The sequence below is a fragment of the Sporobacter termitidis DSM 10068 genome (assembly GCF_900130065.1).
GTDB lineage: Bacteria > Bacillota > Clostridia > Oscillospirales > Oscillospiraceae > Sporobacter > Sporobacter termitidis.
The window spans coordinates 181644-206890 of the sequence record NZ_FQXV01000001.1 but is presented as its reverse complement, the minus strand read 5'-3'; the positions used below and the strand labels follow the sequence as shown (position 1 = coordinate 206890).

Sequence of the window (25247 nt, the reverse complement as noted above, 5' to 3'; positions counted from 1 at the left end):
AGAAAGGGGATATTAAAATGACTTTTAATATCAAGATTCCAACGTCTGAAGATGCTCAGAAGCTGAATAAAATCGCTGAAAAATACCCCTTTGACATCTGGGTGCACGGGAAATCCGGCTATGCCGACGCGAAATCCCTGCTCGGCCTCATGCTCCTAACTATTGAAACAGACCTGAAGCTCGTCATCGACGATGACCAAGACACGAAGCATTTCGAGAAGGATATCGAACAGTTCCTGGTCTAATAACATAAACCAAACGGCTGTGGAAATTTCTCCGCAGCCGTTTTTATATCCGTTCAGTTTAATCCTGGTCCTGCTCAGACTCGATTTCCTTGAGTATTTTCGCATCTTTTTTATCGGAAAGCTCCAGCTTGCCGAACATATCGGGGCGGCGGCGTTTTGTCCGCAATATGGACTGCTTGCGCCGCCAGCGTTTGATATTCTCGTGGTGGCCTGATAGGAGGATTTCGGGGACGCGGCGGTCGTTCCAGACCTCCGGCCGTGTGTACTGCGGGTATTCCAGCAGCCCGTCCCAGTGGCTCTCGTTTTGAAAGCATTCCTCGTCGGGGAGGACGCCGGGAACGAGGCGGCATACCGCGTCGGCGACGGCGAGAGCCGGGATTTCGCCGCCGGTCAGGACAAAATCACCCAGTGAGATTTCCTCGTCGACGCACGCGTCGAGAAAGCGTTCGTCCACGCCCTCGTAATGGCCGCAGACAAGAATGAGCCGGTCGTAGTCGTTTTTCAACCGCACGGCGTCCGACTGCCGGAAGACCTTGCCGCAGGGCGACATGTAAATCGTGTGGACGCGGTGCCCCGCCTCATCGCAGATATGCTTCCAACAGTCAAAAAGCGGCTGCGCCATCATCACACAGCCGCGGCCGCCGCCATAGGGGTAGTCATCGACCTGGTTCTGTTTGTTTGTCGTATAATCGCGGATCTGGTGACATTCGATCCGGATATAGCCGCGCTCCTGCCCGCGGCCCAGGATGCTCTCCGAGAGCATGTCCCCGACCGTGTCGGGAAAGAGCGTCATGATATCGATCCTCATTACATGCCCTCGATCAGTCTGAACGTTACGCGGCCCGCGCCGGTGTCGATGTGCTTTACAAACTCCGGGACGGCCGGGACGAGAATTTCCCGCGTACCCGTGATGACATAGACATTGTTCGGCGTCAGCGGAAGGATGTCCGTGATCGTGCCGAGCGTCCGGCCGGTGTCCTCATCCACGGCGGCAAGCCCGATGAGATCGGTGATAAAATGCGCGCCGTCCTCAAGAGCCGCGTCATCCCTGTTGATGGAGACGGTCTTGTTCTTGAGGCGAATGGCGTCGTCCACACCGACGACGCCCTCCAGCAGCGCGATAACATTTGTCTTGTGAGCCTTCGCGGACAGAATCTTTACCGGCCTGTCGTCGATATACAGCGTTTTGAAGCCGCACAGGAATTCCGGCGAATCGGCCCAAGGCTGTATTTTAACCTCGCCGCGCACGCCGTGGGTGTTCACGATTTTCCCGGCTTCAATAAACTGCTTCATGATATGATCCTTTACATGGGGGCGGATTCATCCGCCTTTTTCAGTCGACGATATCGATGCTGATGCGCTTGCCCTGCTTCATGGCCACGGCGCGCATGAGCGCCCTGATTTCCTTGGCGACCTTTCCCTGACGGCCGATGATCTTTCCCATATCGCTCGGAGAAACGCGGAGCTCGAAAACCGTTTCGGAATCCGTCTCTTTTTCCGTCACCGTCACTTCATCGGGGTTGTCCACCAGATTTTGCGCGATATAGATGAGCAAATCTTTCATCGGCGTACCCTCGATCAAACAGCGCCGGCTTTTTTCAGAAGAGCCTTCACTGTATCTGTCGGCTGCGCGCCGTTCTTGATCCAATACTGCGCGCGCTCGGCGTTGACCTTGAGGACGACGGGCTCTGCCAGAGGGTCATAAGCGCCGATCTCCTCGATGCAACGGCCGTCGCGGGGGGAAAGAGAATCGGCGACGACGATCCTGTAGTAGGGATTTTTCTTTGCGCCCATTCGGCGAAGTCTGATTTTAACCATGATAACTGCCTCCGTAAATTTTAGTTTCTATATCAGTAAATACGCACTTGTATTCGACTGCCTGAGCTGATTGCGTCATTTTGAGGGAGCAAAGCGACCGAAGAAGCTTTTCACCTCGCGGGCATAAGTTAAAAGCCGAACAGGCCTTTTTTGCCCTTTGGATTTTTCATGCCGCCGAGATTCCTGCCCATTTTGCCCCCGCCGAGCATGGCCGGCATTTTGCCTTTCGACATCTGCTTTGTCAGTGCCTGCATCGTTTCAAACTGCTTTAGGAGCCGGTTGATATCGACCACCTGCGTCCCGCTGCCGGCGGCAATGCGCTTTTTGCGGCTGGAGTTCAGAACCGTCGGGTTCTCGCGCTCCTGCCTCGTCATGGACAGAATGATGGCCTCCGTCTTGCCGATGGCCTTTTCGTCCACGGATGCGCCGGCCAAAGCCTTGGCGTCGACGCCGGGAAGCATGCCCGCGATATCGGACAGGCTGCCCATGGATTTAAGTTGCGTGAGCTGCTCATAGTAATCGGTGAGGGTGAACCTGTTTTTGGAGAGCTTTTCGGCCATCTCCCGGGCTTTCTTCTCGTCAAAGTTCTGCTCGGCCTTTTCAATGAGCGTCAGTACGTCGCCCATGCCGAGGATGCGGGAGGCCATCCGGTCGGGGTGGAAGACCTCGATCTGGTCGAGCTTTTCGCCGGTACCGGCGAATTTGACAGGCTTACCCGTGATGGCCCGGACGGAGAGGGCTGCGCCGCCTCTGGCGTCGCCGTCCAGCTTTGTGAGCATGATGCCGTCGATCCCCAAAGCGTCGTTAAAGGCGGTGGCCGCGTTCACGGCGTCCTGGCCCGTCATCGCGTCGACGACGAGGAGGATTTCGGCGGGGTCCACCGCGGCCTTAATATTTTTCAGTTCCTCCATAAGCGCCTCGTCGATATGGAGGCGCCCGGCGGTATCAAGAAACACCATGTCGTTGCCGTGCTTATTGGCGTGGGCGATGGCGGCCTTGGCGATATCGACGGGATTTGCCGTGCCCATCTGGAAGACGGGAATGTCCAGCTGCGCGCCTACTGTTTCAAGCTGTTTGATCGCGGCGGGACGGTAGATATCGCACGCCACCAGAAGCGGCCGCTTGCCCTGGGTTTTGCGCATGAGGGCGGCCAGCTTTGCGCCGTTGGTCGTCTTGCCGGCGCCCTGCAGACCCACGAGCATGACGACCGTGGGCGGCTTCGACGAAATCTGGAGCTTGGCGTTGGTACTGCCCATCAGGCGCACGAGCTCCTCGTTGACGATCTTGATGACCATCTGGGCGGGGGAAAGGCTCTCCAGCACGTCCGCGCCGACGGCGCGCGCGCTGATGGTATTGATAAAATCCTTGACGACCTTATAGCTGACGTCCGCCTCCAGAAGCGCCAGGCGCACCTCCCGCATGGCTTCCTTGACGTCGGCCTCGTGCAGCCGGCCCTTACCGCGGAGCTTTTTGAACGCGGCGTTCAGTTTTTCGGATAAGCTCTCAAATGCCATGGTTCCTAACCTTTCAGCGCTGTCAGCACTTCGGCGAGCTGCGCCGCCATCGCCGCCGTGTGTTCGTTTTCCGTCTGCCTTTTGATGTCCTCGGCCAGAATGAGCGCCCTGGCAATCTCGGCCTGCATCTCTGAAAACCGTTTGATGAGACCCGTTTTCCGCTCCGTTTCCAAAAGCGTGTTCTCGGCCCGGACGATGATATCGTGGACGCCCTGACGCGTGATGCCGACGTTCTCGGCGATCTCGGACAGGGAGAGGTCCTCGTTATGATAGAGATCATAGTATTCGCGCTGCTTATCCGTGAGCAGGTCGCCGTAAAAGTCCAGCAGCATCGTCATTTGCAGCTTGTCGCCCGTCACAGATATCGCCTCCGCGTGTTAACGTGTTAAGTAGTATTGCTTTACAGATTCCTATGATACAGGATGCCCGCCCAAAAGTCAAGAATAAATATAAAGTATTATTACTTGTCAGGTACCGCTTTTTGCTTGACAACAGGGCGGCGGTTCCGTATCATTAAATGTAAATATATAAATGCCGCTACAGGAATTGGAAGTTGGCGGCACGCGAATTTATCTGGAGGAAAGGGCATGTATTCAAAGTCCGAAAGTTATTACGACGCGGAGGGCCGATTGCGACTGCCCGGCGAAGCGTTTATCGATTACCAGGGGCACGTCAGGCAGCCGGGCGAAAACTATTACGATTTTGAAGGGGTATTGCGTGCCGACGGCGATAATTTTATCGACGGCAAAGGCATACTGCGTCTGGCCGGCGACGCCTTTTACGACGGCGAGGGCAACCTCAGACAGGGATAACCCGTGATTTTGGGACAAAATAAAAGGAAAGCGTCTGCCGGATGGCAGGCGCTTTCAATATGTTCATGCTCAGAATAAACGCCTTCTGAGCAAAAGAAACGACGTAATGGCCGACAGGAGCACGGAGCCCCCCACGATGATTGGAAACGCCAAGTGGCTGTTTTCCCAGAAATTCGGGACATTCATCCCGAAAAAACCGGAGATCGCCGTCGGCACGGACAGGGCGATCGTGATGATCGTCAGCGATTTCATCACGATGTTCAGGTTGTTGGAGATGATGGAAGCAAAGGCGTCCATTGTGCCGCTCAGAATACTGCTGTAAATGTTCGTCATCTCAATGGCCTGCTTGTTTTCGATAATGACGTCTTCCAGCAGGTCCTGATCCTCCTCGAATTTTTTGATGGCCTCCAGCTTGAGCATTTTTTCAAGCACCGATTCGTTTGACTTGAGCGACGTGGAAAAGTAAACAAGGCTTTTTTCAAGCTTCAGGAGCTGGGCAAGCTCCTTGTTTTTCATGGATTTCTGCAAGTCATTTTCGATCTTATTGCTGATTTTTTCAATACTGCGGAGATAGCTGAGGTAAAGTGTCGCGCTTTTGAACAGGATTTGCAGGATAAAGCGGCTTTTGAAATATGTGTAGAACGATTTGACGCGCTTGTTGATAAAATCGTTTAAAATCGGCGTTTCCTTGAGACAAACGGTGACGATGGCTTCTTTTGTAAAAGCAATACCGAGCGGTATGGTGGAAAATACGTTTGTCGCCCCGTCGTTTTCCAGAGTGGGGATGTCGACCAGGATCAGCGTCTGCCCATTGTCCGTTTCGATGCGGGGACGCTCCTCCTCGTCGAGGGCCGGCCTGACAAAATCGGCCTCGATGGATGTGGCTTTGCAGACGAGGCTGACCTCGTCTTCCGTGGGATTGGTCATATGCACCCAGGCGCCCTCTTCAAAAGACGGACAGGCGACAAGCTCGTCATTCACGGATTTGTAGAAATTAATCATAATATCACCCTCATTATATTGTCTGAGTCGAGGGTTTATATGCCCAGTCAAAAAGACCGCGTGCGCGGCATGGCAGACAAACCCCGTTTGTGCTGAAATAGTCGTATGTTGCCGTTACCGCCAGCGTCTCCGTCCATGCCGTTCACCTCCGTGATTCAGAATAAAAAAACCGTCATATCGAATGACGGCCAAAAGCCTCATCTGACGATGATTTGGCTGCGAATAGATTATAATACAAGAAACGCAGAATTACAACCTATTCCGTGAAATTTTGATTTTATTGTCCATAATCCCGCGCTATGCCGCCATTTTATCTCGATATCTCGCCGTTACAACCCCGGACGCCGCCAATCGGCCGCAATGACCGGCATGGGAGAAGAGCAAGTGCCGCCGCTGTTTTGATTGAGGCCGTGTCATTTATATATATATAAAAGAATAGAATTGAAGGGAAGCGAACAAACCGTCTCGATTCAGACAGGAGGTATTTCGGTGCAATGCAGGATTGCGGATCTCCGGTGCAAGGAGGTCATTAACATATGCAACGGCTTTCGACTGGGCTTTGTCTGCGACGTGCTTCTTGACACGCTCACGGGCAATATCCTGGCGCTGGTGGTACCGGGCCCATGCCGCTTTTTTGGGTTGTTCTGGCATGAGGACGATTTCGTCATTCCCTGGGAGTGCATCCGCCGCATCGGCGACGACATCATTCTGATCGAGGTGGACGGGACGTTCAGGCGCGAAAAGCGCCGCAAAGGCGCCTGGGTATGACCGGGAACGGCCGGAAAAACAATGATAAAGCGTTTAACCTGTGCGTCGATCCGGCGTGCAGGTTATTTTTATTCGGCGATTTGCCGCCGCAGCTTTGCCGGCGCGCGAACTTTTTAAAATGCCCTGCTGAATCGAAGAAATCTGTATATAATAATACCACTTGATTTTCCAGGCAGTATCTGTTAAAATACTACCTGCTGTAAAAAACGCACAGTCACCGGATTTCGCGTCATGTGCCGCAAGGTTGGCGCGGGAGTAGATGGGACTGGAGGAAAAACAAAAATTGGAGGAAAACAAATGTCAGTAATCTCAATGAAACAGCTTCTGGAGGCCGGTGTGCACTTCGGCCATCAGACGCGGCGCTGGAACCCCAAAATGGCTCCCTATATTTATATGGAGCGCAACGGCATCTACATCATCGACCTGCAGAAGACGGTCAAAAAGCTGGAGGAAGCCTACAATTTCGTCAGAACGCTGAGCGAAAACGGCGGCTCGATCCTTTTTGTCGGCACGAAGAAGCAGGCTCAGGACGCCGTGAAGGAAGAAGCCGAGCGCGTCGGGCAGTTCTACGTCAACGCCAGATGGCTTGGCGGCATGCTCACAAACTTCAAGACGATGCGTACCCGTATTGACCGTCTGGCCCAGCTGCGCAAGATGCAGGAGGACGGCACGTTTGACATGCTCCCGAAGAAGGAAGTTATCAAGCTCACCAATGAGATCGAAAAGCTCGAAAAATATCTCGGCGGCGTCAAGGACATGAAAAAGCTCCCCGGAGCGCTCTTCATCATCGACCCGCGCAAGGAGCGCAACGCCATCGCCGAGGCCCGCAAGCTGAAGATCCCCATCGTCGCGATCGTTGACACCAACTGCGATCCCGATGAGATCGACTATATCATCCCCGGGAACGACGACGCTATCCGCGCCATCCGCCTCATTTCCCAGGCTATGGCCAGCGCCGTTCAGGAAGGCCGCCAGGGCGCCGACACCGCTTCCGAGGAAGCCGCGGCGCCGAAGGAAGAAACGACAGATAAAGACGCAGCAGTTGAGGAGGCACAATAACTATGGCATTTACAGCTCAGGACGTCAAGGATCTCCGCGAGATGACGGGCGTCGGTATGATGGACTGCAAAAAAGCGCTGACAGAGTCCGACGGGGACATGCAGAAGGCCATCGACTGGCTGCGTGAAAAAGGTCTTGCCGCCGCCCAGAAAAAGGCCGGCAGGGTCGCCGCTGAGGGCATCGCCTATGCTGCCGTTATCGATAATGTGGGCATCGTCGTCGAGGTCAATGCCGAGACGGACTTTGTGGCCCAGAACGAGAAATTCGTCGACTTCGTCAAGAATGTCGCCGCCGCCGCCGCGAAAAACGCGCCCGCGGACCTTGAGGCGCTGCTTGACAGCAAATATCCCGGCTCGGACAAGACCGTCCGCGAGATGCAGCAGGAAATGGTCCTCGTTATCGGCGAGAACATCAGTGTTCGCCGTTTCGCGCGTTACACCACGGGCCTGAATGTGCCGTATGTCCACGCCGGCGGCAAAATCGGTGTTCTGGTCAATATGGAGGTTGCCAATATCTCCAATACGGACGCCGTGGTCACCCTCGGCAAGGACATTGCGATGCAGATTGCCGCGATGCGCCCCCTGTACCTCGATCCCGCGTCTGTCGACACCGGCGATCTGGAGAAGGAAAGAGAAATCCAGCTCCACAAAGCCATCGAGGAAAACAAGGCCAAGAATCTGCCGGACGACAAAGCCCGTCAGATCGCGGAGAACATGGTAAAGGGCCGTATCAACAAGTATTATGAGGATATCTGCCTTTTAAACCAGCCTTATGTCAAGGAGAACAAGGTCACGGTCGAACAGCATGTCAAGCAGGTGGCCAAGGAGCTCGGCGGCACGATCGCCGTCAAAGCGTTTACGCGTTTTGAAAAAGGCGAGGGCATCGAAAAGAAGCAGGAAAACTTCGCCGAAGAAATCTCCAAGCTTGTCAAGTAAAATAACAAAGTCATGATAAACAGATTCCGTGCCTTATCGGGCACGGAATCTGTTTATCTCGGGGAAAAATTTTCGTTTATGAATTTTTGGATGTATTAACTTGCAAAAAAGCACGATATATGTTATAAAAGATAAAAAAATTATTGAAACTTGACCAGAGACGGTTATGTCTCTGGCTTTTTGTTTAAATACAGTGTGTCGGAAGGAGCAAGGTTATGAAGTGGTTCAGCGATTTGAGCATTTCCAGAAAGTTTACGGTCAGCTTTGTTGTTATTGCCATCCTGGCGATAGTGACGGGCGCCGTCGGCTTGTTTATCATCGGCGATAATCTGTCAAAAAGCAAACACACCTATGAAACGAATACCTCCCAGTCAAAGTATCTTGTGACGCTGGTTAAGGATTATCAGACGGAGCGCGCGATCATCGAGGAATACTCCCTGGACAAAAAGGAGCAGCGGGAAAAGCTGATCAGCGAGGTTAGGGAAGCCGACGCGCGGATCGCCGACAGCATCGCCAATCTGAAAAAAGGTATTGATGCCCAGTCGGAGGCGGCCGCCGCCATCGACGCGGTCGAAAAGTCCGTGGGCAAATTTCAGGCTTTCCGCGAGGATGAGTTTGGTCTCATCGACCGGGGCAGTACATCGATGGCGCTGAGTCTGATCAACGAGGATGGAAACCAGGGCGACATGATCGCGACCGATACGGAAAAAACCATTGACGACCTGGTGGCTTTGAAGCAGAGAGAGGCCGACCAGAGCTACAGCCAGATGCAGGTGATGGGGAATACCTTTCGGATCGTCATGTTCGCGACGATGGCCGCAAGCATCGTCATCTCCGTGCTGCTGGGAATATTCCTGTCCAGGAACATCGGCTATCCCATAACGGTCATGACCGCGATCGCGCAGCTTCTGGCGGCCGGCGACGTCGATATCGACGCGGTTCTCCAGCCGGGGGACCACAATATCAAAAAGCGCAGGGATGAGATAGGGAAGCTTGCCCTGTCGTTCAACAAGCTCGTAGAGAGCATCCGGGAGCAGGCGCAGCTGGCCGGGCGAATCGCCGGAGGGGAACTGACGGTCAGCGTCCCGGTCCGGTCCGAAAACGATCTGCTCGGCAGAAGCCTTTTAAACCTCGTCCGGCAGTTCGGCGCGCTGGCCGATTCCATCAGCCTGGCCGCCGACCATGTGCTTTCCGGGGCGCAGATGGTTTCCGACTCCAGCTTCACGCTGTCCCAGGGCGCTGCCGAGCAGGCTAGCTCGATTCAGCAGCTGACGGCGTCCATGGAGGAAATTTCGTCGCAGACAACCATCAACGCCAAAAACGCGGAGACGGCCAGCGCATTGTCCGCCAGTGCCAGAAATCTCGCGGAATCAGGGAATACGCGCATGCGGGAGCTGCTGGATTCCATGGAGAAAATCAACGTCTCCTCGAAAAATATCAACAAGATCATCAAGGTCATCGACGACATCGCCTTCCAGACGAATATCCTGGCGCTCAACGCCGCCGTCGAAGCCGCGCGGGCGGGTACCGCGGGGAAGGGCTTTTCCGTCGTCGCCGACGAGGTCAGGCTGCTGGCCCAGCGTTCCGCCGGCGCTGCCAGTGAGACGGCGGCCATCATTCAAGGGTCTATCAAAACGGTGGAAGCGGCCGCGCGCCTGGCCAATGAAACGGCGGAAGCCCTCGGCCATATCGTGGCGGAGGTCGAGAAAGCGTCGCAGCTCGTCCGTGCCATCGCCGGCTCGTCGGCGGAGCAGGCGGCGGCCATCGGGCAGATCAACGAGGGCATCACCATGGTGTCGAGGGTCGTCCAGACGAACGCCGCCACCTCCGGGGAGAGCGCCGCAGCCAGTGAGGAGCTTTCGGAACAAGCCGTCCGGCTGAAGGAAATCCTGAGCGTGTTCAAAACGTCGGCCGGGGAAAATCCCGCGCCTGAATTCGGAGACGCCGGAGCGATATACGCGCTGCCGGTTCCGGCGGTTCTCCGGCATGAGCCGGTTGATTAAAGCGCCGCCGGGACAGCTTATGCTTTTCGAGTGACGATCACTGATCGCCCCTCGGCGTGTATGTGAAAACAGCGTGCGGTTAAACTGTATTCGCGGGCCGCTGCTTTGCCGCCGCGGCCCGCGCGGGACAAGAAAAATATACAAATATATCGAATAAATGTGCTAAACACAGTATGGACATGCTCGTATCATCGTGATAAAATAATGAAAACTAGGCTGCGGCGGAGAAAAAGCCGCAGTCCGGCAGAGTAGGATACCTTGCGTAAAGTGCCGACTGGACGGGGAGTTGTCAGTTGGACGAAGGATTTATCCACGGTTTGGTGTCCGCATCCCGCTGCTACATACCGGAGAACACCTCCTATATGTGGCGCACAGCAGGTGCTTGCTGTATAGCTTTACGGCTATACAGTTCGTGCACACATTTTTAAGGAGGTATTATTGTGTCCAAAAAGAAATTGTTAACGACGAAAACGGTTGTCACCCTCGGCCTGCTGATTGCACTGAGTATTATCCTGACGCGTTTTTTGGCGATCATGCCGACTCCCAATATCCGCATCAGCTTCGGCAGCTTGCCGATCATCATCGCCGGGCTCCTGTTCGGGCCGATTGCCGGCGGTTTGGCGGGACTCGCCGCCGACTTTCTTGGCACAACGCTCTTTTCGTCCTATGGATGGTTTCCGCCCCTGGCGTTGACGCCGGTCATCATGGGCGTTGTCCCGCCGCTTATCGGCATGCTGCTCAAAAAGAGAACGAACCTGCCGACGTTTATCGCCATGATCCTTCCGGCAGAAATCCTTGGCCCGATGGTCTGGACGACCCTGAGCCTGCAATGGCTGAATCATGTGCCGTTCCTGGTCAACCTGCCTCTCAGACTACCTGTATCAGCCGGAATCGCCGTTGTCGATATTTTAATGATTTTCCTGCTGTATAAAAGCGGAGTTTTCCGCACTTTTGATTCGACGTTGTCGAGATTATCTGGAGGCAAAAACAATGGGCTACGAGGAGACGCTGAAATACATTCATAACGTCAAATGGCAGGGCAGCAAGCCCGGCCTTGAGAGAACAAAAGAGCTGCTGGCGAAGCTGGGCAATCCGGAGAGAGCCCTGAAATTCGTCCATGTCGCCGGCACAAACGGCAAGGGCTCCACGGCGGCGATGATTGCCTCAGTGCTTCAAAAAGCCGGATACAGGACGGGGCTTTACACCTCGCCGTATATCCTGCGCTTCAACGAGCGCATGCAGGTAAACGGGGAGCATATCCCCGACAGCGACCTTGAAAAGCTCACGGATGAGATCCGTCCCTTTGCCGATGCCATGCAGGACCCGCCCACGGAATTCGAGCTGATCACGGCGCTGGCGATGAAGTATTTCCTTTATCAAAAATGCGATATCGTCGTTTTGGAGGTCGGCATGGGCGGCGAGCTCGACTCCACCAACGTCATCGATACCCCGGAGGTTGCGGTGATCACAGCCATCGGCCTGGACCATATGGCCGAGCTGGGATCAACTCTCGCCGCGATCGCCTCGGCGAAAGCCGGTATCATCAAAGCCGGCGGCGACGTCGTTATCTACGGCGGCGAAAAGGATGTGGAGGACGTCTTTGAGAAAAAATGCGCCGCGAGCCATGCCAGGCTGTACCGCACCGATTATGGGCGTCTGACGATTCACGGGTTTGACCTGGACGCCGTCAATTTCGACTTCTTGCCGTACAAAAGCATCCGGCTGCCGCTCGTGGGCACATATCAGCCGAACAATGCGGCGCTGGCCGTCACGGCGCTGGAGGTCCTGCGGAATAAGGGCTACAGGATCACCGACGGCAACATTATAGACGGCCTGAATCACGTCTACTGGCCCGGCCGCTTTGAGGTGCTGCGGCGTTCTCCTGTGTTCATCCTGGACGGCGCCCACAACCCCCACGGCATCGCGGCGACGTCCGAGAGCTTAAAGCGCCATTTCGGCGGCAGAAAGCTTGTGTTCCTCATCGGCGTCATGGCGGACAAGGACGTGGGCAGCATGGTGACCTTTATCACGCCGCTGGCAAAAGCGTTCGTCACGGTTACGCCTCATAATCCCCGGGCCATGCAGGCTGAAAAGCTTGCCGAGCTCCTCACGGCGTACGGCCTGCCTGTCAAAGCCTGTTCCACCATCGAGGACGGCGTTGCCGAGGCGATAAGCGCGGCGGGGGAGGACGGCGTTGTCGTCGCGCTCGGCTCGCTCTACTTCTCCGGAGACATCCGCGAGGCGGTCAATGCGCTGAAAAAATAAGAGCTGCCCGAATAAAAAACCGGCACAATTTCAGGTTGTGCCGGTTTTGCTTTTCCGATATAATGACGTTTAATGCAAACCTATACCTATATAGAAACCGGTGGTCATCATCCTACAAATACAGATCGAAATCATCATCCTTGTGGCAGTCGGCTTTTTCGCTACGAAAAAGGGCTGGTTTGGCCCCGAGGCGCGGCGGGACATGACAAACGTGGTCATCTATATCGTCCTGCCCTGCAACATCTTCCACGCTTTTGAAACGGAGCTGTCACAGGACCTGCTGCGCCAATGCGCCGTCGTATTTCTCATTGCGCTCGGCGCGCAGATTTTTTATATGATCCTCAACCGCATCCTGTACAACAGGTTCCCGGCAGGGCGGCGCGTTGTCATGCAATACGCCACGATCTGCAATAACGCCAGCTTTATGGGACTGCCCGTTATCGAGTCTGTTTTCGGTTCCACGGGCATCCTGTACGGCTCCATCGTTCTGGTGCCGCTGCGCGTCTTTATGTGGACGTCGGGCCTGTCACTGTTTACGAGCACCAATAAAAAGGAGCAGTTGAGGAGCCTCGCCGTGCACCCGTGCATCTGGGCCGTCATCCTGGGGTTTGCGTATCTCTTTTCCCCAGTCAGGCTCCCGGCTTTCGCCAGCAGCACCATCGACGTCATCGGCTCCTGCACGACGGCGCTGTCCATGATCATCGTGGGGTCCATCCTGAGCGAGGTGAGCCTGAAAACGGTTTTTGAAAAGGCCACCTTGTACTATTCCGCTATCCGGCTTGTCGCCATTCCCGCCGTCACCCTCGCCGTTTTGCGGCTTATCGGCGTCGACCCCATCGTCACGGGTGTCGCCGTTCTGTCCTCTGCCATGCCGGCCGCGACGCTGACCGCCATGCTGTCGGCCAAATACGGCCAGGACTCGGCGTTTGCCTCAAAGCTCATCTTCGTCTCCACGCTGTTCTCGCTCGTCACGCTGCCCCTCGTCGCCGCGGTGCTGACGTCGGGCTGGTTTTAAGATCCTATTGCAATGTTCGCTGTATGGCGCGTCTTTCAGACGCGCCTTTTCCTGTTGACCGCGCATATTTCTGCCGTTAGTATCCCATATCCTCCAAAATCTCCACGGCGCTTTTTATGAGGCCGACGCAGACCGTATTGAAAAGGTTCAGCTCCTTGGCCTTCATTCTATTGTCGCCGACGGAGATATCCATGCCGAGGAGATCGCGGCAGACGCAGCTGCCGTTTTTTTCACGGAATTTGCAGACAAATTCCGTGGTTTCCTGATTGCACTGTTCCTTTGCCTGGATATCGCCCGGCTTATCCTGGCCGCTGTGCAGCCCGACGACGAGCGCGCCGCCCGACACCGCCCCGCAGAGCTCGCCGCAGCGGACGCCCCCGCCCAGGCCGCCGGCAATTTTCAGGGCCGTTTCTCTTGGCAGCCCATAATCCTCGCTGAACGCCGAAAAAACGGATTGGGCACAGTTGAAGCCGCTTGCTAAGGTATCGGCGGCCTCCTGGATTTTGTCCATAAAAACATCCCCCGTGATATACAGTTATAAAAAGACGACAGAGCATCATACGCATGTTACAAGACACCGTAAGCTCTCTAGAAAAATATACCATCGTTCCGCGCCTGTGTAAAGCTGCCCAATATGCCGCGCGTCTGAGCCAGTGACAGGATTTAGGCACTTGACATACATCATTTCCCGGGGTACGTTGGAGTGGAATTCTAATAACAGGGGTGAAGTGCGCTTTAGCTTGAAAACAGACAAAATCGTTGTTTTATAGGGCTTTCTTTCTCACAGGTTCTCGAATACGTATGATGAATGGAGTGGTGCCATATCATGAATACCTCGCAGATCAATTGTTTCCTTGCCGCGGCAGAATACCTGAATTTTACCAAGGCGGCAGAACAGCTGTTTTTATCTCAGCCAGGACTCAGCAGGCAGATAGCCTCAATTGAACGCGAGCTCGGTATCGAGCTTTTTGAACGCGGCCGGAATTCAGTCCGTCTCACCGAAGCGGGAGCGATATGCGTGGCCTATTTGACCAAGGTGAAGCATGACCTGCAGAAGATGATGGAGGATGCCACCAGGGCGCTGCGCGGCAAACAGGAGTCATTTATCATTGGCGGCCTGCAGGGGCGGCTCGTCGGAGAATTTTATGAGGACGCGCTGATATACTTTTGGAGCAACCATCCGAATACAAAAATAAAAATGTGCTATTATAATGCGTCCGAATTATATAATGCGCTGGTGGACGGCAATGTGGATATTGGTATCATGCCTGAAACCGATGCCATGCGTCTCCCGGGAATCCTGTATAAACGGAGCAGAATGTCAAAGCAAGCGGAAAATGAGCAACCAACGGATGCAGAAGCCGTGATCGAAGCGGTTGCCTGGCATAAGGACAACAAAAATCCAAATATCCCGATTTTTCTCGACCGGGTTGGCTGCCAAACTCAGCCGGCCGGGGAGGAGATATAGGCTGCATATGCTCAATTTTATGGCCGGGGTTACAATACCCTGGTCGTAATTTTTTTGCGCGTCGTTATCGGTGACGAAAGACGCCGTATTTTTCGGGGCTATCCGGATTATTCGGACGAATGAGACAAATAAAATCGCATGGGCCGATACCAAAACTGTAGTGTACAAATTCTATAACCTTTAGTACACTGTAAACACGTAACTAAAAAACGCTACATAAAATATTGAAAATTGTGGAATGTGCACAAAATCTGCGTACGACTTAAAAAGAGATACCGGTAAGGGTTCAAAAATAAGGAGGATTTTATGAAAAAGGTTCTTACGGTTCTTCTCGCACTGCTGATGATTCTCGCGCTTTTCGCATGCAACAGTCAACAACCAGGTTCCACAGGCACAGGGTCCCCGTCGCCATCTGTCTCGGCGGCTACACCGGACGCATCGCCGTCCGCATCGGCAACGCCGCTGGATGTGACGGAGAACGCCGACGAGCTCGGCTTCTTTACCGACGGCGTCGATCCGGGGTCGAGAAAGACCTATAACATTCTTTTCGCCTATCCCTATACGCTGCTGCTTTTCACAAACCTGATGGGCACGCTGCAGGAGCTGGCCCCGCGGCTCAATATCAACGTCACATCAACGACAGGGGAGCACGACGTGGATAAATATCTCGAAAATATTCAAACCCTGGCGGACCAGAGGGCGATCGACGGCATTATTATTATTTTTGATTCCTCCGCCATACAGCGCATCCACGAGGTTTGCACCGAAACGGGCCTGCCCTTTGTCGTTGTGCTGAACGCGGACAGGGACCCTGCCACGCAAAGCGAGCTTGCGCCGTGCGTCGGCAGCGACGACGTCATCGTCGGCGAAACCGAAACGCAGTGGCTGTATGACAACTATAAAACGTATTGGGGCGACATCGACAAATCAGAGATTGCCCTTGTCAGCACAAACGCTTCCGTGCGCCCGAACCTGAACGACCGCGCTGTCGGCGCGGAATCAAAGTTCAAGGAGCTGCTCCCCGGCAACACGATCTTTCCCCTGGATATGACGCAGGATGTGACCCAGGACACCGCGTATAACCAGGCCAGCGCCCTCTTCTCCGCGCACCCGGAAATCAAGTACTGGTGGGTCACGAATGCGATTGAGACGCACGCCCAGGGCGTGGCCCGCGCCATAGAGACCGTGGGCCTTCAGGATAAGGTTTTGATGATCGACGTCGGCAGCGATATCATGGTGTCGGAGTGGAACAACGACTATGACGGCGCCTGGAAAGCGTGCGTGGCCACCTCCAACTATCAATACATGTCGTCCGCCGCCTGCGCCGTTGTCGCCATGATTGACGGCAAGGCCACGCCGGAAAGCCTCTGGGCCTCCCAGCGAGCTCCCGGTGACAAATGTACGTTCCTCAACCTGCCCAACGAGGTACTGACGAAGGAAACATACAAAGAGTCTTTCAACAAATACGCGAAGCTTGCCGGCGTATCGACACTTCCGTACCCGGAGCAATAGCAAGATTACAAGGAAGCCCGAAGACAGGAGTTCTTCGGGCTTTTCTTTTGTCAAAATGCATAGATAAAAATAAGCGATCAAAAGGCATAAGTTGACATGACGTGATGAAAACCGGTATTATATAAAAAACATCGAATATCTCTGATGTTTTGAAGGAGAACAAGTGAAACAAAATAAATATGACGATGTAACGTTCTTTGAAAAATACAGCCAGATGACACGGTCTGTCGTAGGGCTTGAAGGCGCCGGTGAATGGAAGGCTCTTGAAAGGCTGCTGCCTGAATTTAAGGACAAACGCGTTTTGGACCTGGGCTGCGGTTTTGGCTGGCATTGCCAGTACGCGGTGGAGCACGGCGCGAAATCAGTTGTCGGCGTGGACATTTCTGAAAAGATGCTGGCTGTGGCAAAAGAAAAGACTGCAAAAAAAATTGAATACCTGCACAAGCCTATTGAGGAAGCAGAATTTTCTCCTGGCCTCTTTGATGTGGTGATCAGCTCGCTGGCTTTTCATTATATAAAATCATTTGAAGACATCGTCAGGAAGGTCGGGTGCTGGCTCGTCTCCGGCGGAAGGTTTATATTTTCCGTTGAACATCCTGTCTTTACCGCGTACGGGACCCAGGATTGGATTTACGATAAAGCAGGCACAATCAAGCATTTTCCTGTTGATAACTACTTTTATGAAGGCGTGCGGGAAGCGAATTTTCTTGGAGAGAAGGTTATAAAATATCATAGAACCATCACGACTTACCTCAACGGCTTGCTGCAAGGCGGCTTTGAGATAACCGACATTGTAGAGCCTCAGCCCACTCCGCAGATGCTTGACACAGTTGACGGCATGAAAGACGAGCTCCGCCGTCCGATGATGCTGATTGTATCAGCGACAAAAAAGCTGTTAAAGTAAAGTGACGGTCCGCGACGCCTATGTATTGCCCGTAAGCTTTAGCCCTATAATTCCTGTGACGATAAAGCCGATGCAAATCAACCTGATTATATCAATAGGTTCTTTAAATAATACGATTCCCAAGATCACAGTACCAATTGTACCGATTCCGGTCCAAATTGCATATGCAGTGCCTAATGGGAGTTCTTTTAAGGCTATTGATAAAAAATAGAAGCTTGCAATCATACCCGATACGGTAAGTACGCTCGGTACAAGTTTCGTAAATCCTTGCGAGTACTTCAAACCGATAGCCCACCCCACTTCACAAATCCCTGCTATAATTAAAAACAACCACTTCATAATGTTACTCCTTCTTAAAAATAAAATAAAAAGCCTGGGAGGATATTTTTCAATATCTCCCAGGCTTTTGTCCTTCCGTGAACACAGCAAGCTGTGCGTTTTATCTCGGACCTGACCAGTTTACAACATTAAACTGCGGAACCCTATAAAACTGAATATTAAATTTTCGATCTCCAGATAATAATAATTGTAACAAAAGATAATAAAATAGTCAATATAAATTCAGCTTTGGGCTATGATTTCCGGCTGAAGGTAAAAACAAAAGCAGACGGGATTCATTCCCGCCGAGGACGTCCAATCAAATCGGTGGAGCCGCCAGAGGCGGCGGAACCCAGAAAGAAGAGGCAAAAAAGATTTTTATCTTTTTTGCCTCTTCTTTCTGGTCGGAGTGGGGAGACTCGAACTCCCGGCCTCATGGTCCCGAACCATGCGCGCTACCAAGCTGCGCTACACCCCGGCATAATTGACGAGTCTTGTTTCAGACTCGTAGAATGTAGCATAAAACACTTTTGCCCGACTGTCAAGAGTTTTTTGCATCTTTCCTTGAAACTTTAGAGAGAAAATCCCGCTCCGAATTGGCTGAGTTTTCGACGCCGGTAAATATTGATAAGGAAAACTAAGAATGATAGAATATGGCATCACGAATACGCAATACGAATAAAAGGCAGGTTGTTTGTAATGAGCAAGATTTATAAGACTCTGAAAAAAAGCCTGAAGGATATCCAGGAAGAGACGGCGTTCAAGCCAAAGGTCGCCCTTGTGCTGGGCTCGGGCCTCGGCGACTTCGCCGAAGGGATTCGGGTCGAGGCGAGCATCGATTACGCAGACATCGAGGGGTTCCCGGTCAGCACGGTGCCGGGCCATCGCGGCCGCTATGTTTTCGGCTATGTGGGGGATGTGCCGGTGGTCGCCATGCAGGGCCGGGTGCATTATTATGAAGGGTATGACGTTTCCGACGTTGTCATGCCGATACGACTGATGGGCATGATGGGGGCGGAGGTTTTGTTTCTGACAAACGCGTCCGGGGCTATTAACACGTCGTTTTCGGCGGGGGATTTCATGCTCATCCGCGATCATATCCTGCTGGGAGTGCCGTCGCCGCTCATCGGGACGAATATCGACGAGCTGGGTACGCGGTTCCCTGATATGAGCGAAGTATACGACGCCGGCATCAGGGAGACGATCCGCGGGGCGGCGGAGGATCTCCAGATGGGGTTCCGAGAGGGCGTTTATATCCAGGTCTCAGGGCCGAATTTCGAGACGCCCGCGGAGATCCGCGCTTATGGAGTGCTGGGCGCCGACGTGGTCGGCATGAGCACGGCGGTGGAGGCGGTCGCGGCAAATCATATGGGCCTGAAAGTGTGCGGTATTTCGTGTATCGCGAATATGGCCGCCGGCATCTCTCAAAACAAGCTGGCCCATGAGGAAGTGCAGGAGACGGCAAACCGCCGCGCCCCGGACTTCAAAAAGCTGATCACGGAGTCCATCGTCCGGATCGGGAAAATATGAAGCGGGACGAGTGAACAGCCGCGGTGCATCCTAATAGAATATAATTCGCAGGGACGGCCATCGGCCGTCCTTTTTGCGGCCAGGTTTGCCGGTTCCTGCATACGCCTGTACAAATTGGAATATAATTGTTTTACAGAGCGAGGTGACATTATTTGGATAAGTACAGGCCATACCGCGGGCGCGGGAGCACGCCGCGCCGGCATCGTTCCTCCGGCGCGGGTACGGGTGCGGATAAATCGGCACGGCGCGCCATAAAGCTCATCATCTGCGTGGCGCTCTTCGGGATCGCCGCTTTCATGAAGCTTGTTTTTCCCTCGACGCTCCAGAGCGTCGGAGACAAGCTCAACTCGGTGGTCAATTACAAGGCGGCGCTGGCAACGCTGGGCGAGGGCATCAGCGGGGAAAAGAAATTCACCGCCGCGCTCGGCGAGGCGATCACGTACGCCTTTACAGGGACGCCCCCGGACGCGGGCGGCGACGCGGTCCAGACCTCCGGCGCCGGCACAACGGATGCGCCGTCCGCCGGACCGGATTCGGCAGGAAGCGGCAATGCCGCCAGCGACTCGTCGGCCGTTGGCGATCAGGCGGCGGCAAGTCCGTCCGACGGGGCTTCTGTCGAAACCTTTGCCCAGGATACGCCGCCGACCGCGTCGCCGGGCAAAGCGGACAGCGGCTCAGGCGACAGCGACGCCGCCGCGACCTCGGATGATGAAAAGACATTTGCCGACGCGGTCATCGCCGCGTTCCAGCAGGATCAGGAGCAATATTCCGATTATTCGATTCCGGCCGGCGTCAGCTACGCCATGCCCAGAATCGGCATATCTTATGTAACGCCCGTCAAGGGCGTTGTCTCTTCTTCCTTTGGCTACAGGACCGACCCCGCCGATAAGACCGTCAAATTCCATTACGGCACCGATATCGACGCCAAGAGCGGTACGTCGATCGCCGCCTTTGCCGACGGCAAGGTTCTTGCCGCCGGCGAGAGCGCGACGCTGGGCAACTATGTCCTTCTCGGCCACGGCAGCGTGGAAACCGAATACGCCCACTGCGACAAGCTCTACGTCGAGAAGGGACAAGCCGTCAAAAAGGGCACAAAAATCGCCACAGTGGGGAACACGGGCAATGCCACCGGGACTTACCTGCACTTTGAGCTGCACGTCAGCGGTGTCTACGTCAATCCGGAGTTTTATATCCAATGGACGTAACGATCGGAAAATTCAGAATCAGCGGCGCGGCGCTTGTGGCGCTTTCCGCCGTCTATTTTTTTGATTTCACCGGCCTTTTTTTCCCCGTTCTGGCCGCCGTGGCCATCCATGAGCTCGGCCACCTGATCGCCCTGTATTTTTTGAGGTACAAGATCGCGGAATTCAGGATCGACCTGTGGGGACTGACGATCCGATATAATAAAACGATGTCCTATGCGCATGAGCTTATCTCTGCGGCGGCGGGGCCGGCGGCCAGCTTTGCTCTTGCCGTCGCCGCGTCGTTTTACGGCAGGGCGGCGGCGAGCGACAGCGCCTATATTCTGGCCGGTATCAGCCTGGTCTGCGGCGCTTTCAACCTGCTGCCCGTCCTGAAGCTGGACGGCGGACGGATGCTGTACGATGTTGCGGCACTGATGTTCAGCCTGGACGCCGCGGAGAAGCTCATCACCGTCACTAGCTGCGCCGTCATCGGTGCGCTGCTTACGGCCGGGGCCGCGGTACTGATCTGGACCAGGGTAAACTTCACACTGCTGCTGGCGGCCGCGTGGCTGTTAATCAGCTATTGTAAAAAGAGCGGTCTTCGTATAAAATCAAGGGGAAAAAAAGTCGGATGTGTGTGAATGGATAAACGTTTGGAAAGAATTTTACCGAAGGTTCAGAAGCCGGCGCGGTACACGGGCGGCGAATACGGCCAGACCGTCAAGGACCTGAGCACGGTCGATACGCGTGTGGCGCTGTGCTTTCCCGATACGTACGAGATCGGCATGTCGAACCTTGGCATGCGGATACTGTATGGCCTGGCGAACAGAATGTCCGGTGTCTGGTGCGAGCGCGTCTTCGCCCCGTGGGGGGATATGGAGGAGGCGCTGCGCTGCGCGTCCATCGGCCTTTATGGGCTGGAGAGCGGCGACCCTGTCAGAAACTTCGACATCGTGGCGTTTTCCTTGGGCTATGAGATGGCCTATACGAACGTGCTCAACATGCTGGACCTCATGGGTCTGCCCATGCGCGCAAGCGAGAGGAAGGACCTGACGCCGCTCGTCATTGCAGGCGGGACATGCGCGTACAACCCGGAGCCGATGGCGGATTTCATCGATCTGTTCATCATTGGCGAGGGGGAGGAGGTCAACGGCGAGGTCATCGGGGCATACAGGGCCGCAAAGAAGAGCGGCCTGTCAAAGAATGAATTTTTAGAGCAGGCGTCCCGTATCGGCGGCGTCTATGTGCCTTCTTTATATGACGTGGCCTACAACGGCGACGGGACGGTCGCCGATATTGTTCCGAGGGAGGGCGCGCCTTTTCCCGTCGTCAAGCGCATTGCGGAGGATTTTGACGCCGCGTATTTCCCGGAGGAGACGATCGTGCCGTCAACGGAGATCGTACACGACCGCGTCGTCCTGGAGCTGTTCCGGGGCTGCATCCGCGCCTGCCGGTTCTGCCAGGCCGGGTATACCTACCGCCCCGTCCGGGCGCGGGGCGCGGACAGGCTTGTCGGCTGCGGCGTCAAGGCCCTTGAAAGCGCGGGATACGAGGAGATTACGCTTTCATCCCTGAGCACCAGTGACTATAAGGAACTGCTCCCGCTGTGCGACGGGCTTCTGGACTGGTGTGAGCCACGGAATATCAGCCTGTCGCTGCCATCCCTGCGGGCGGACAACTTTTCTATGGATCTCATGTCGCGGGTCCAAAAGGTCCGGAAAACCGGCCTGACCTTCGCGCCGGAGGCTGGCAGCCAGCGCCTCAGGGATGCCATCAATAAAAACGTCACCGAGGATGACCTCATTGAGACCTGCCGTGTCGCCTTTGAGGGCGGCTGGAGCAGCGTCAAGCTCTATTTTATGCTCGGCCTGCCAACGGAGACGGACGAGGACGTGCTGGCGATTGCCGCCCTGGCCGGGAAGGTTTTGCATACGTGGAAGCAGTACGCCTCAAACAAGGCGCGGGGCGTCCGCATCACGGTGAGCACCTCCTGTTTCGTGCCGAAGCCGGACACACCCTTCCAGTGGGAAGCGCAGGTGACGCCGGAGGAATACCAGCGGCGGGTGGAGCTGCTGCGCGGCGCCATGCGTACGAGGGCAATCACCTACAACTGGCATTCGCCCGAGACAAGCCTCATCGAAGCTGTTTTGGCCCGGGGAGACAGGCGCATAGGCGCCGTGTTGGAGCGCGTGGTGAAGGACGGCGGGCGCCTCGATGCCTGGGAGGAGTATTTTTCATTTGAACGCTGGATGAACGCGTTTCAGGCATGCGGACTGAACCCGGCTTTTTACGCCCACCGGGAGCGGCCCTGCGGCGAGTGTTTTCCGTGGCGCGCCGTGTCGGCCGGCGTCGATGAGGCGTACCTGTGGGGTGAGAGAAACGCCGCGTATAAAAATGAGATCACGCCCGACTGCCGCGCCGGATGTACCGGCTGCGGCGCTTCGGCGCTCCTGAAGGGAGGGGCATGCGATGCTTAGGACACGGCTGCTGTTTGAAAAAACAGGCCGGGCGCAGTACATTTCGCACCTGGACCTCCTGCGGACCTTCCAGCGCGTGTTCCTGCGGGCCGGGATAAGGCTCCGCCATACGGAGGGGTTTAATCCGCACCCGTACCTCTCGTTTGCCCTGCCGCTTCCGGTGGGGAGCGAAAGCCTCTGCGAGCTGCTGGACTTCGACCTGGCGGAGGATATCGATCTGGGCGCCCTGCCGGCGCGCCTGAACGCGAAGATGCCGGAGGGCATCCGGGCCGTCAAGGCATACAGGCCGGAGACGAAATTCGCAGACCTTGCCTATATCCGTGTCGAAGGGGCGTTCTTTTACGATGCGGGCGTTCCCGGCGGAACGGTGGACAAGCTGGCCGCGCTGTTCCGGGAAAAGACGCTCGTCATCTCCAAAAAATCAAAAAAGGGCTTCGTGGATTTTGATATTGCGCCCTGCGTTCAAAGCATCCTGTTTACGCCGGAGGGCTTCGACAGGCTTGCTGTGCGCGCCGTGATCACGGCGCAGAATCCGGCGCTCAATCCTGAAAACCTCGTCGCCGCGGTGCGGACGCATCTGCCGTCCTGCACCCCGGATTTCGCATCGTTCAAGCGCCTTGAGGTGTTGAGACGCGATAACAACGTGTTCAGATAGAAAGAAATGAGGTGCCTTTATGTCAAACAGCGTCAAAAGAATCGGCGTTCTGACCTCGGGCGGCGACGCGCCGGGGATGAACGCGGCAATCAGGGCGGTCGTGCTGACGTCGATCCATCTCGGTATCGACTGTGTCGGGATACGGCGAGGCTACACCGGCCTGATCAGCGGTGACATCGTCCCGATGACCGCGGAGGACGTTAATGGGATCGAACGCTGCGGCGGCACGATCCTGTATACTGCCCGCAGCGCGGAATTCCAGACCGAGAAAGGGCTGCAGCGCGCCGTGGACAACTGTAAGTTCATGGACATCGAAGGACTTGTCGTCATCGGCGGCGACGGTTCCTACAGGGGCGCACTGGAGCTGTCAAGGCACGGTGTGCCCGTCGTGGGACTGCCGGGGACGATCGACAACGACATCGGCTGCACGTCATATACGATCGGCTTTGATACGGCCTGCAATACGGCCATTGACGCCGTGGACAAGCTGGACGACACGATGCAGGCCCACGAGCGCTGCTCCGTGGTGGAGGTGATGGGCCACCGGGCGGGACATCTGGCCCTGAACGTCGGCATCGCCACCGGCGCCACCGTCACGCTCATCCCGGAGATGGGCGTCGATTTCGAGGCGGACGTCAGTGGCCGCATCCGCAGCGCGCGGCTGAAGGGCCAGACGCATTTCACGGTGATCGTCGCCGAGGGCGCGGCGTCGGCCCACGAAGTCGCTGAAAAGATCAAAGCCGCGACGGGGATCGATACGCGGGTGACGACGCTCGGTCACATACAGCGCGGCGGTTCGCCGCTGATCCGAGACCGGGTGACGGCGGCCAGAATGGGCTATAAAGCCGTCCGGCTTCTGGCCGACGGCGTGTTCAACAGGATCATCTGCATGAACGGCGAAAAATGCGTGGATTACGACATCGAGGAAGCCCTCAACATGACAAAAGGCCTCGACGAGGACGCCTGCCTGATGCAGGATGCACTCATGAGCTGAGGCCGGACATCAAGCTGTCATTCTGACGCCGCGCTCAGGATGACAGCCTTTGACTGCCCGGCGAAGAGGCGGTACTGTGATGAGGTCCGCCGGCTAGGGAATTATTTCCGTCTGATATTCAAATACGGGCGTCCCCTCAAAGCCGGGGGCGATGGCGTATTGGTCGTAGAATATGACGACGTTGTCAGGCTCTATATAGAATTTCGTCGGACTGTAATACTTCTTGATAAGCTTGGGATAGTTCTCGAAATACTGGTGCGTGCCCTCGGCGATCTGCCGGGCGGCGGTTTTTATGGCGTTCTCGATCAGAAGGCGCTTATAGTTCACGCCCCGGGAGAAAAAGTCGCCAAGCTCGATAAACCAGCCGGTGGAGGCGCGCCACGTGTCGCCGAACCGCTTCGTCACGCCGTGGGCGCCGCCGGTGTACTCATAGTTGTCGTAATAAAGACTCAGAATATCGCCGTCGTTCATGGTGACGGTATATTTCATGACGGCTTCAAACGGCCGGAACGGATAGCTGTTTTCCACGGAATATTTCCATTCGTCCACAGCATCCGGCAAAAGCTCGTTCCGCGCCTTTTTCATGAGGGTCTTGGCGATATGCCTGTAGTAGCTGTTGATGCGCTTGTCGGCCTTGCTGTTGCCGCTGGAAACGATGGGGTAGCGGAAATCGGCCGTAACCATCGTGATTCCCTCGTATGTAAGCTCATCCGCAAGGCGGCCTTCGGTAATGTTCATCATCAAATACTCACGCCCCTTCGTCATACAA

General features: G+C 55.2%; 28 protein-coding genes, 1 tRNA gene and 2 riboswitches. Of the genes, 18 read left to right on the top strand and 11 right to left on the bottom strand.

Annotated features, from left to right (window positions below):
* The first annotated feature begins 17 nt into the window (after nt 1-17).
* Nucleotides 18-245 carry an HPr family phosphocarrier protein gene (locus BUB60_RS01000; RefSeq protein WP_073075779.1) on the top strand — a complete coding sequence of 76 codons (228 nt, stop codon included), beginning with the start codon at nt 18-20 and terminating at the stop codon, nt 243-245.
* A gap of 58 nt (nt 246-303) precedes the next feature.
* Here the strand turns inward: BUB60_RS01000 and trmD are convergent, their stop codons facing one another.
* The 6 genes from trmD to ylxM form a co-directional block, all read right to left on the bottom strand.
* A complete protein-coding gene (gene trmD, locus BUB60_RS00995; protein WP_073075778.1) occupies nt 304-1053 on the bottom strand; it encodes a tRNA (guanosine(37)-N1)-methyltransferase TrmD in 750 nt (249 codons plus the stop codon).
* On the bottom strand, nt 1053-1538 hold the full coding sequence (gene rimM, locus BUB60_RS00990; protein WP_084726147.1) for a ribosome maturation factor RimM: 486 nt from the start codon (nt 1536-1538) through the stop codon (nt 1053-1055). Before rimM ends, trmD begins: the two co-directional genes overlap by 1 nt.
* A 40-nt stretch (nt 1539-1578) precedes the next feature.
* A complete protein-coding gene (locus BUB60_RS00985) occupies nt 1579-1809 on the bottom strand; it encodes a KH domain-containing protein (RefSeq protein WP_073075776.1) in 231 nt (76 codons plus the stop codon).
* Nucleotides 1810-1823: 14 nt separating this feature from the next.
* Complete coding sequence (rpsP, locus tag BUB60_RS00980) at nt 1824-2063, bottom strand: 30S ribosomal protein S16 (RefSeq protein ID WP_479725493.1); 240 nt, start codon at nt 2061-2063, stop codon at nt 1824-1826.
* Nucleotides 2064-2191: 128 nt separating this feature from the next.
* Nucleotides 2192-3577, bottom strand: a complete 1386-nt coding sequence (gene ffh, locus BUB60_RS00975) for a signal recognition particle protein (RefSeq protein WP_073075774.1) — start codon at nt 3575-3577, stop codon at nt 2192-2194.
* Between the two features lie 5 nt (nt 3578-3582).
* Nucleotides 3583-3936 carry a YlxM family DNA-binding protein gene (gene ylxM, locus BUB60_RS00970; protein WP_423242337.1) on the bottom strand — a complete coding sequence of 118 codons (354 nt, stop codon included), beginning with the start codon at nt 3934-3936 and terminating at the stop codon, nt 3583-3585.
* 228 nt (nt 3937-4164) lie between these two features.
* Between ylxM and BUB60_RS00965 the strand changes: the two genes are divergently transcribed.
* Entirely contained in the window at nt 4165-4389 is a 225-nt protein-coding gene (locus BUB60_RS00965) for a hypothetical protein (RefSeq protein WP_073075773.1), read from the top strand.
* A gap of 69 nt (nt 4390-4458) precedes the next feature.
* On the opposite strand, the gene BUB60_RS00960 is transcribed toward BUB60_RS00965, so the two are convergent.
* Nucleotides 4459-5391, bottom strand: coding sequence for a magnesium transporter CorA family protein (locus BUB60_RS00960; RefSeq protein ID WP_073075772.1), 933 nt, complete (start codon nt 5389-5391; stop codon nt 4459-4461).
* A gap of 489 nt (nt 5392-5880) precedes the next feature.
* Between BUB60_RS00960 and BUB60_RS00955 the strand changes: the two genes are divergently transcribed.
* The 7 genes from BUB60_RS00955 (at nt 5881) to BUB60_RS00925 (ending at nt 13436) form a co-directional block, all read left to right on the top strand.
* Entirely contained in the window at nt 5881-6159 is a 279-nt protein-coding gene (locus tag BUB60_RS00955) for a YlmC/YmxH family sporulation protein (protein WP_073075771.1), read from the top strand.
* A gap of 297 nt (nt 6160-6456) precedes the next feature.
* Nucleotides 6457-7218: a 30S ribosomal protein S2 gene (gene rpsB, locus BUB60_RS00950; protein ID WP_073075770.1), complete on the top strand. Its 762-nt coding sequence runs from the start codon at nt 6457-6459 to the stop codon at nt 7216-7218.
* Between the two features lie 2 nt (nt 7219-7220).
* On the top strand, nt 7221-8153 hold the full coding sequence (gene tsf, locus BUB60_RS00945) for a translation elongation factor Ts (RefSeq protein ID WP_073075769.1): 933 nt from the start codon (nt 7221-7223) through the stop codon (nt 8151-8153).
* A 215-nt stretch (nt 8154-8368) separates the two neighbouring features.
* Complete coding sequence (locus tag BUB60_RS00940) at nt 8369-10156, top strand: methyl-accepting chemotaxis protein (protein WP_073075768.1); 1788 nt, start codon at nt 8369-8371, stop codon at nt 10154-10156.
* Between the two features lie 242 nt (nt 10157-10398).
* A riboswitch (THF riboswitch) is annotated at nt 10399-10495 on the top strand.
* A 101-nt stretch (nt 10496-10596) separates the two neighbouring features.
* Nucleotides 10597-11181, top strand: coding sequence for a folate family ECF transporter S component (locus BUB60_RS00935; protein ID WP_073075767.1), 585 nt, complete (start codon nt 10597-10599; stop codon nt 11179-11181).
* The gene (locus BUB60_RS00930) at nt 11147-12421 is read left to right on the top strand and encodes a bifunctional folylpolyglutamate synthase/dihydrofolate synthase (protein ID WP_073075766.1); all 1275 of its coding nucleotides are present in this window, start codon (nt 11147-11149) and stop codon (nt 12419-12421) included. The genes BUB60_RS00935 and BUB60_RS00930 overlap by 35 nt, the downstream gene beginning before the upstream one ends.
* A 100-nt stretch (nt 12422-12521) precedes the next feature.
* A complete protein-coding gene (locus BUB60_RS00925; protein ID WP_073075765.1) occupies nt 12522-13436 on the top strand; it encodes an AEC family transporter in 915 nt (304 codons plus the stop codon).
* 76 nt (nt 13437-13512) lie between these two features.
* Here BUB60_RS00925 and BUB60_RS00920 read toward each other — a convergent pair whose 3' ends face one another.
* On the bottom strand, nt 13513-13947 hold the full coding sequence (locus BUB60_RS00920) for a C-GCAxxG-C-C family protein (protein ID WP_073075764.1): 435 nt from the start codon (nt 13945-13947) through the stop codon (nt 13513-13515).
* Nucleotides 13948-14262: 315 nt separating this feature from the next.
* On the opposite strand from BUB60_RS00920, the gene BUB60_RS00915 reads away from it, so the two are divergent.
* The 3 genes from BUB60_RS00915 to BUB60_RS00905 all read left to right on the top strand — a co-directional run bounded on the left by BUB60_RS00915 (nt 14263) and on the right by BUB60_RS00905 (nt 17320).
* The gene (locus BUB60_RS00915; RefSeq protein ID WP_073075763.1) at nt 14263-14904 is read left to right on the top strand and encodes a LysR family transcriptional regulator; all 642 of its coding nucleotides are present in this window, start codon (nt 14263-14265) and stop codon (nt 14902-14904) included.
* 306 nt (nt 14905-15210) lie between these two features.
* Nucleotides 15211-16416 (top strand): sugar ABC transporter substrate-binding protein, encoded by a 1206-nt coding sequence (locus BUB60_RS00910; RefSeq protein WP_084726144.1) that lies wholly within the window; start codon nt 15211-15213, stop codon nt 16414-16416.
* A 163-nt stretch (nt 16417-16579) separates the two neighbouring features.
* Nucleotides 16580-17320 (top strand): class I SAM-dependent methyltransferase, encoded by a 741-nt coding sequence (locus BUB60_RS00905; RefSeq protein WP_073075761.1) that lies wholly within the window; start codon nt 16580-16582, stop codon nt 17318-17320.
* Between the two features lie 18 nt (nt 17321-17338).
* On the opposite strand, the gene sugE is transcribed toward BUB60_RS00905, so the two are convergent.
* On the bottom strand, nt 17339-17659 hold the full coding sequence (gene sugE, locus BUB60_RS00900; protein ID WP_073075760.1) for a quaternary ammonium compound efflux SMR transporter SugE: 321 nt from the start codon (nt 17657-17659) through the stop codon (nt 17339-17341).
* A gap of 54 nt (nt 17660-17713) precedes the next feature.
* Nucleotides 17714-17817: riboswitch (guanidine-I (ykkC/yxkD leader) on the bottom strand.
* A gap of 222 nt (nt 17818-18039) precedes the next feature.
* Nucleotides 18040-18116 (bottom strand) — tRNA-Pro (locus tag BUB60_RS00895).
* 221 nt (nt 18117-18337) lie between these two features.
* On the opposite strand from BUB60_RS00895, the gene BUB60_RS00890 reads away from it, so the two are divergent.
* From BUB60_RS00890 to pfkA, 6 genes are all read left to right on the top strand, one after another.
* Nucleotides 18338-19168, top strand: a complete 831-nt coding sequence (locus BUB60_RS00890; RefSeq protein ID WP_073075759.1) for a purine-nucleoside phosphorylase — start codon at nt 18338-18340, stop codon at nt 19166-19168.
* 152 nt (nt 19169-19320) lie between these two features.
* Nucleotides 19321-20373 (top strand): M23 family metallopeptidase, encoded by a 1053-nt coding sequence (locus tag BUB60_RS00885; RefSeq protein ID WP_073075758.1) that lies wholly within the window; start codon nt 19321-19323, stop codon nt 20371-20373.
* A complete protein-coding gene (locus tag BUB60_RS00880) occupies nt 20364-20993 on the top strand; it encodes a site-2 protease family protein (protein WP_073075757.1) in 630 nt (209 codons plus the stop codon). The genes BUB60_RS00885 and BUB60_RS00880 overlap by 10 nt, the downstream gene beginning before the upstream one ends.
* Complete coding sequence (locus BUB60_RS00875) at nt 20994-22829, top strand: TIGR03960 family B12-binding radical SAM protein (protein ID WP_073075756.1); 1836 nt, start codon at nt 20994-20996, stop codon at nt 22827-22829.
* A complete protein-coding gene (locus BUB60_RS00870; RefSeq protein ID WP_073075755.1) occupies nt 22822-23484 on the top strand; it encodes a TIGR03936 family radical SAM-associated protein in 663 nt (220 codons plus the stop codon). Before BUB60_RS00875 ends, BUB60_RS00870 begins: the two co-directional genes overlap by 8 nt.
* A 19-nt stretch (nt 23485-23503) precedes the next feature.
* A complete protein-coding gene (pfkA, locus tag BUB60_RS00865) occupies nt 23504-24478 on the top strand; it encodes a 6-phosphofructokinase (RefSeq protein WP_073075754.1) in 975 nt (324 codons plus the stop codon).
* Between the two features lie 93 nt (nt 24479-24571).
* On the opposite strand, the gene BUB60_RS00860 is transcribed toward pfkA, so the two are convergent.
* Nucleotides 24572-25219: a DUF3298 and DUF4163 domain-containing protein gene (locus BUB60_RS00860; protein ID WP_073075753.1), complete on the bottom strand. Its 648-nt coding sequence runs from the start codon at nt 25217-25219 to the stop codon at nt 24572-24574.
* Nucleotides 25220-25247 lie beyond the last annotated feature (28 nt).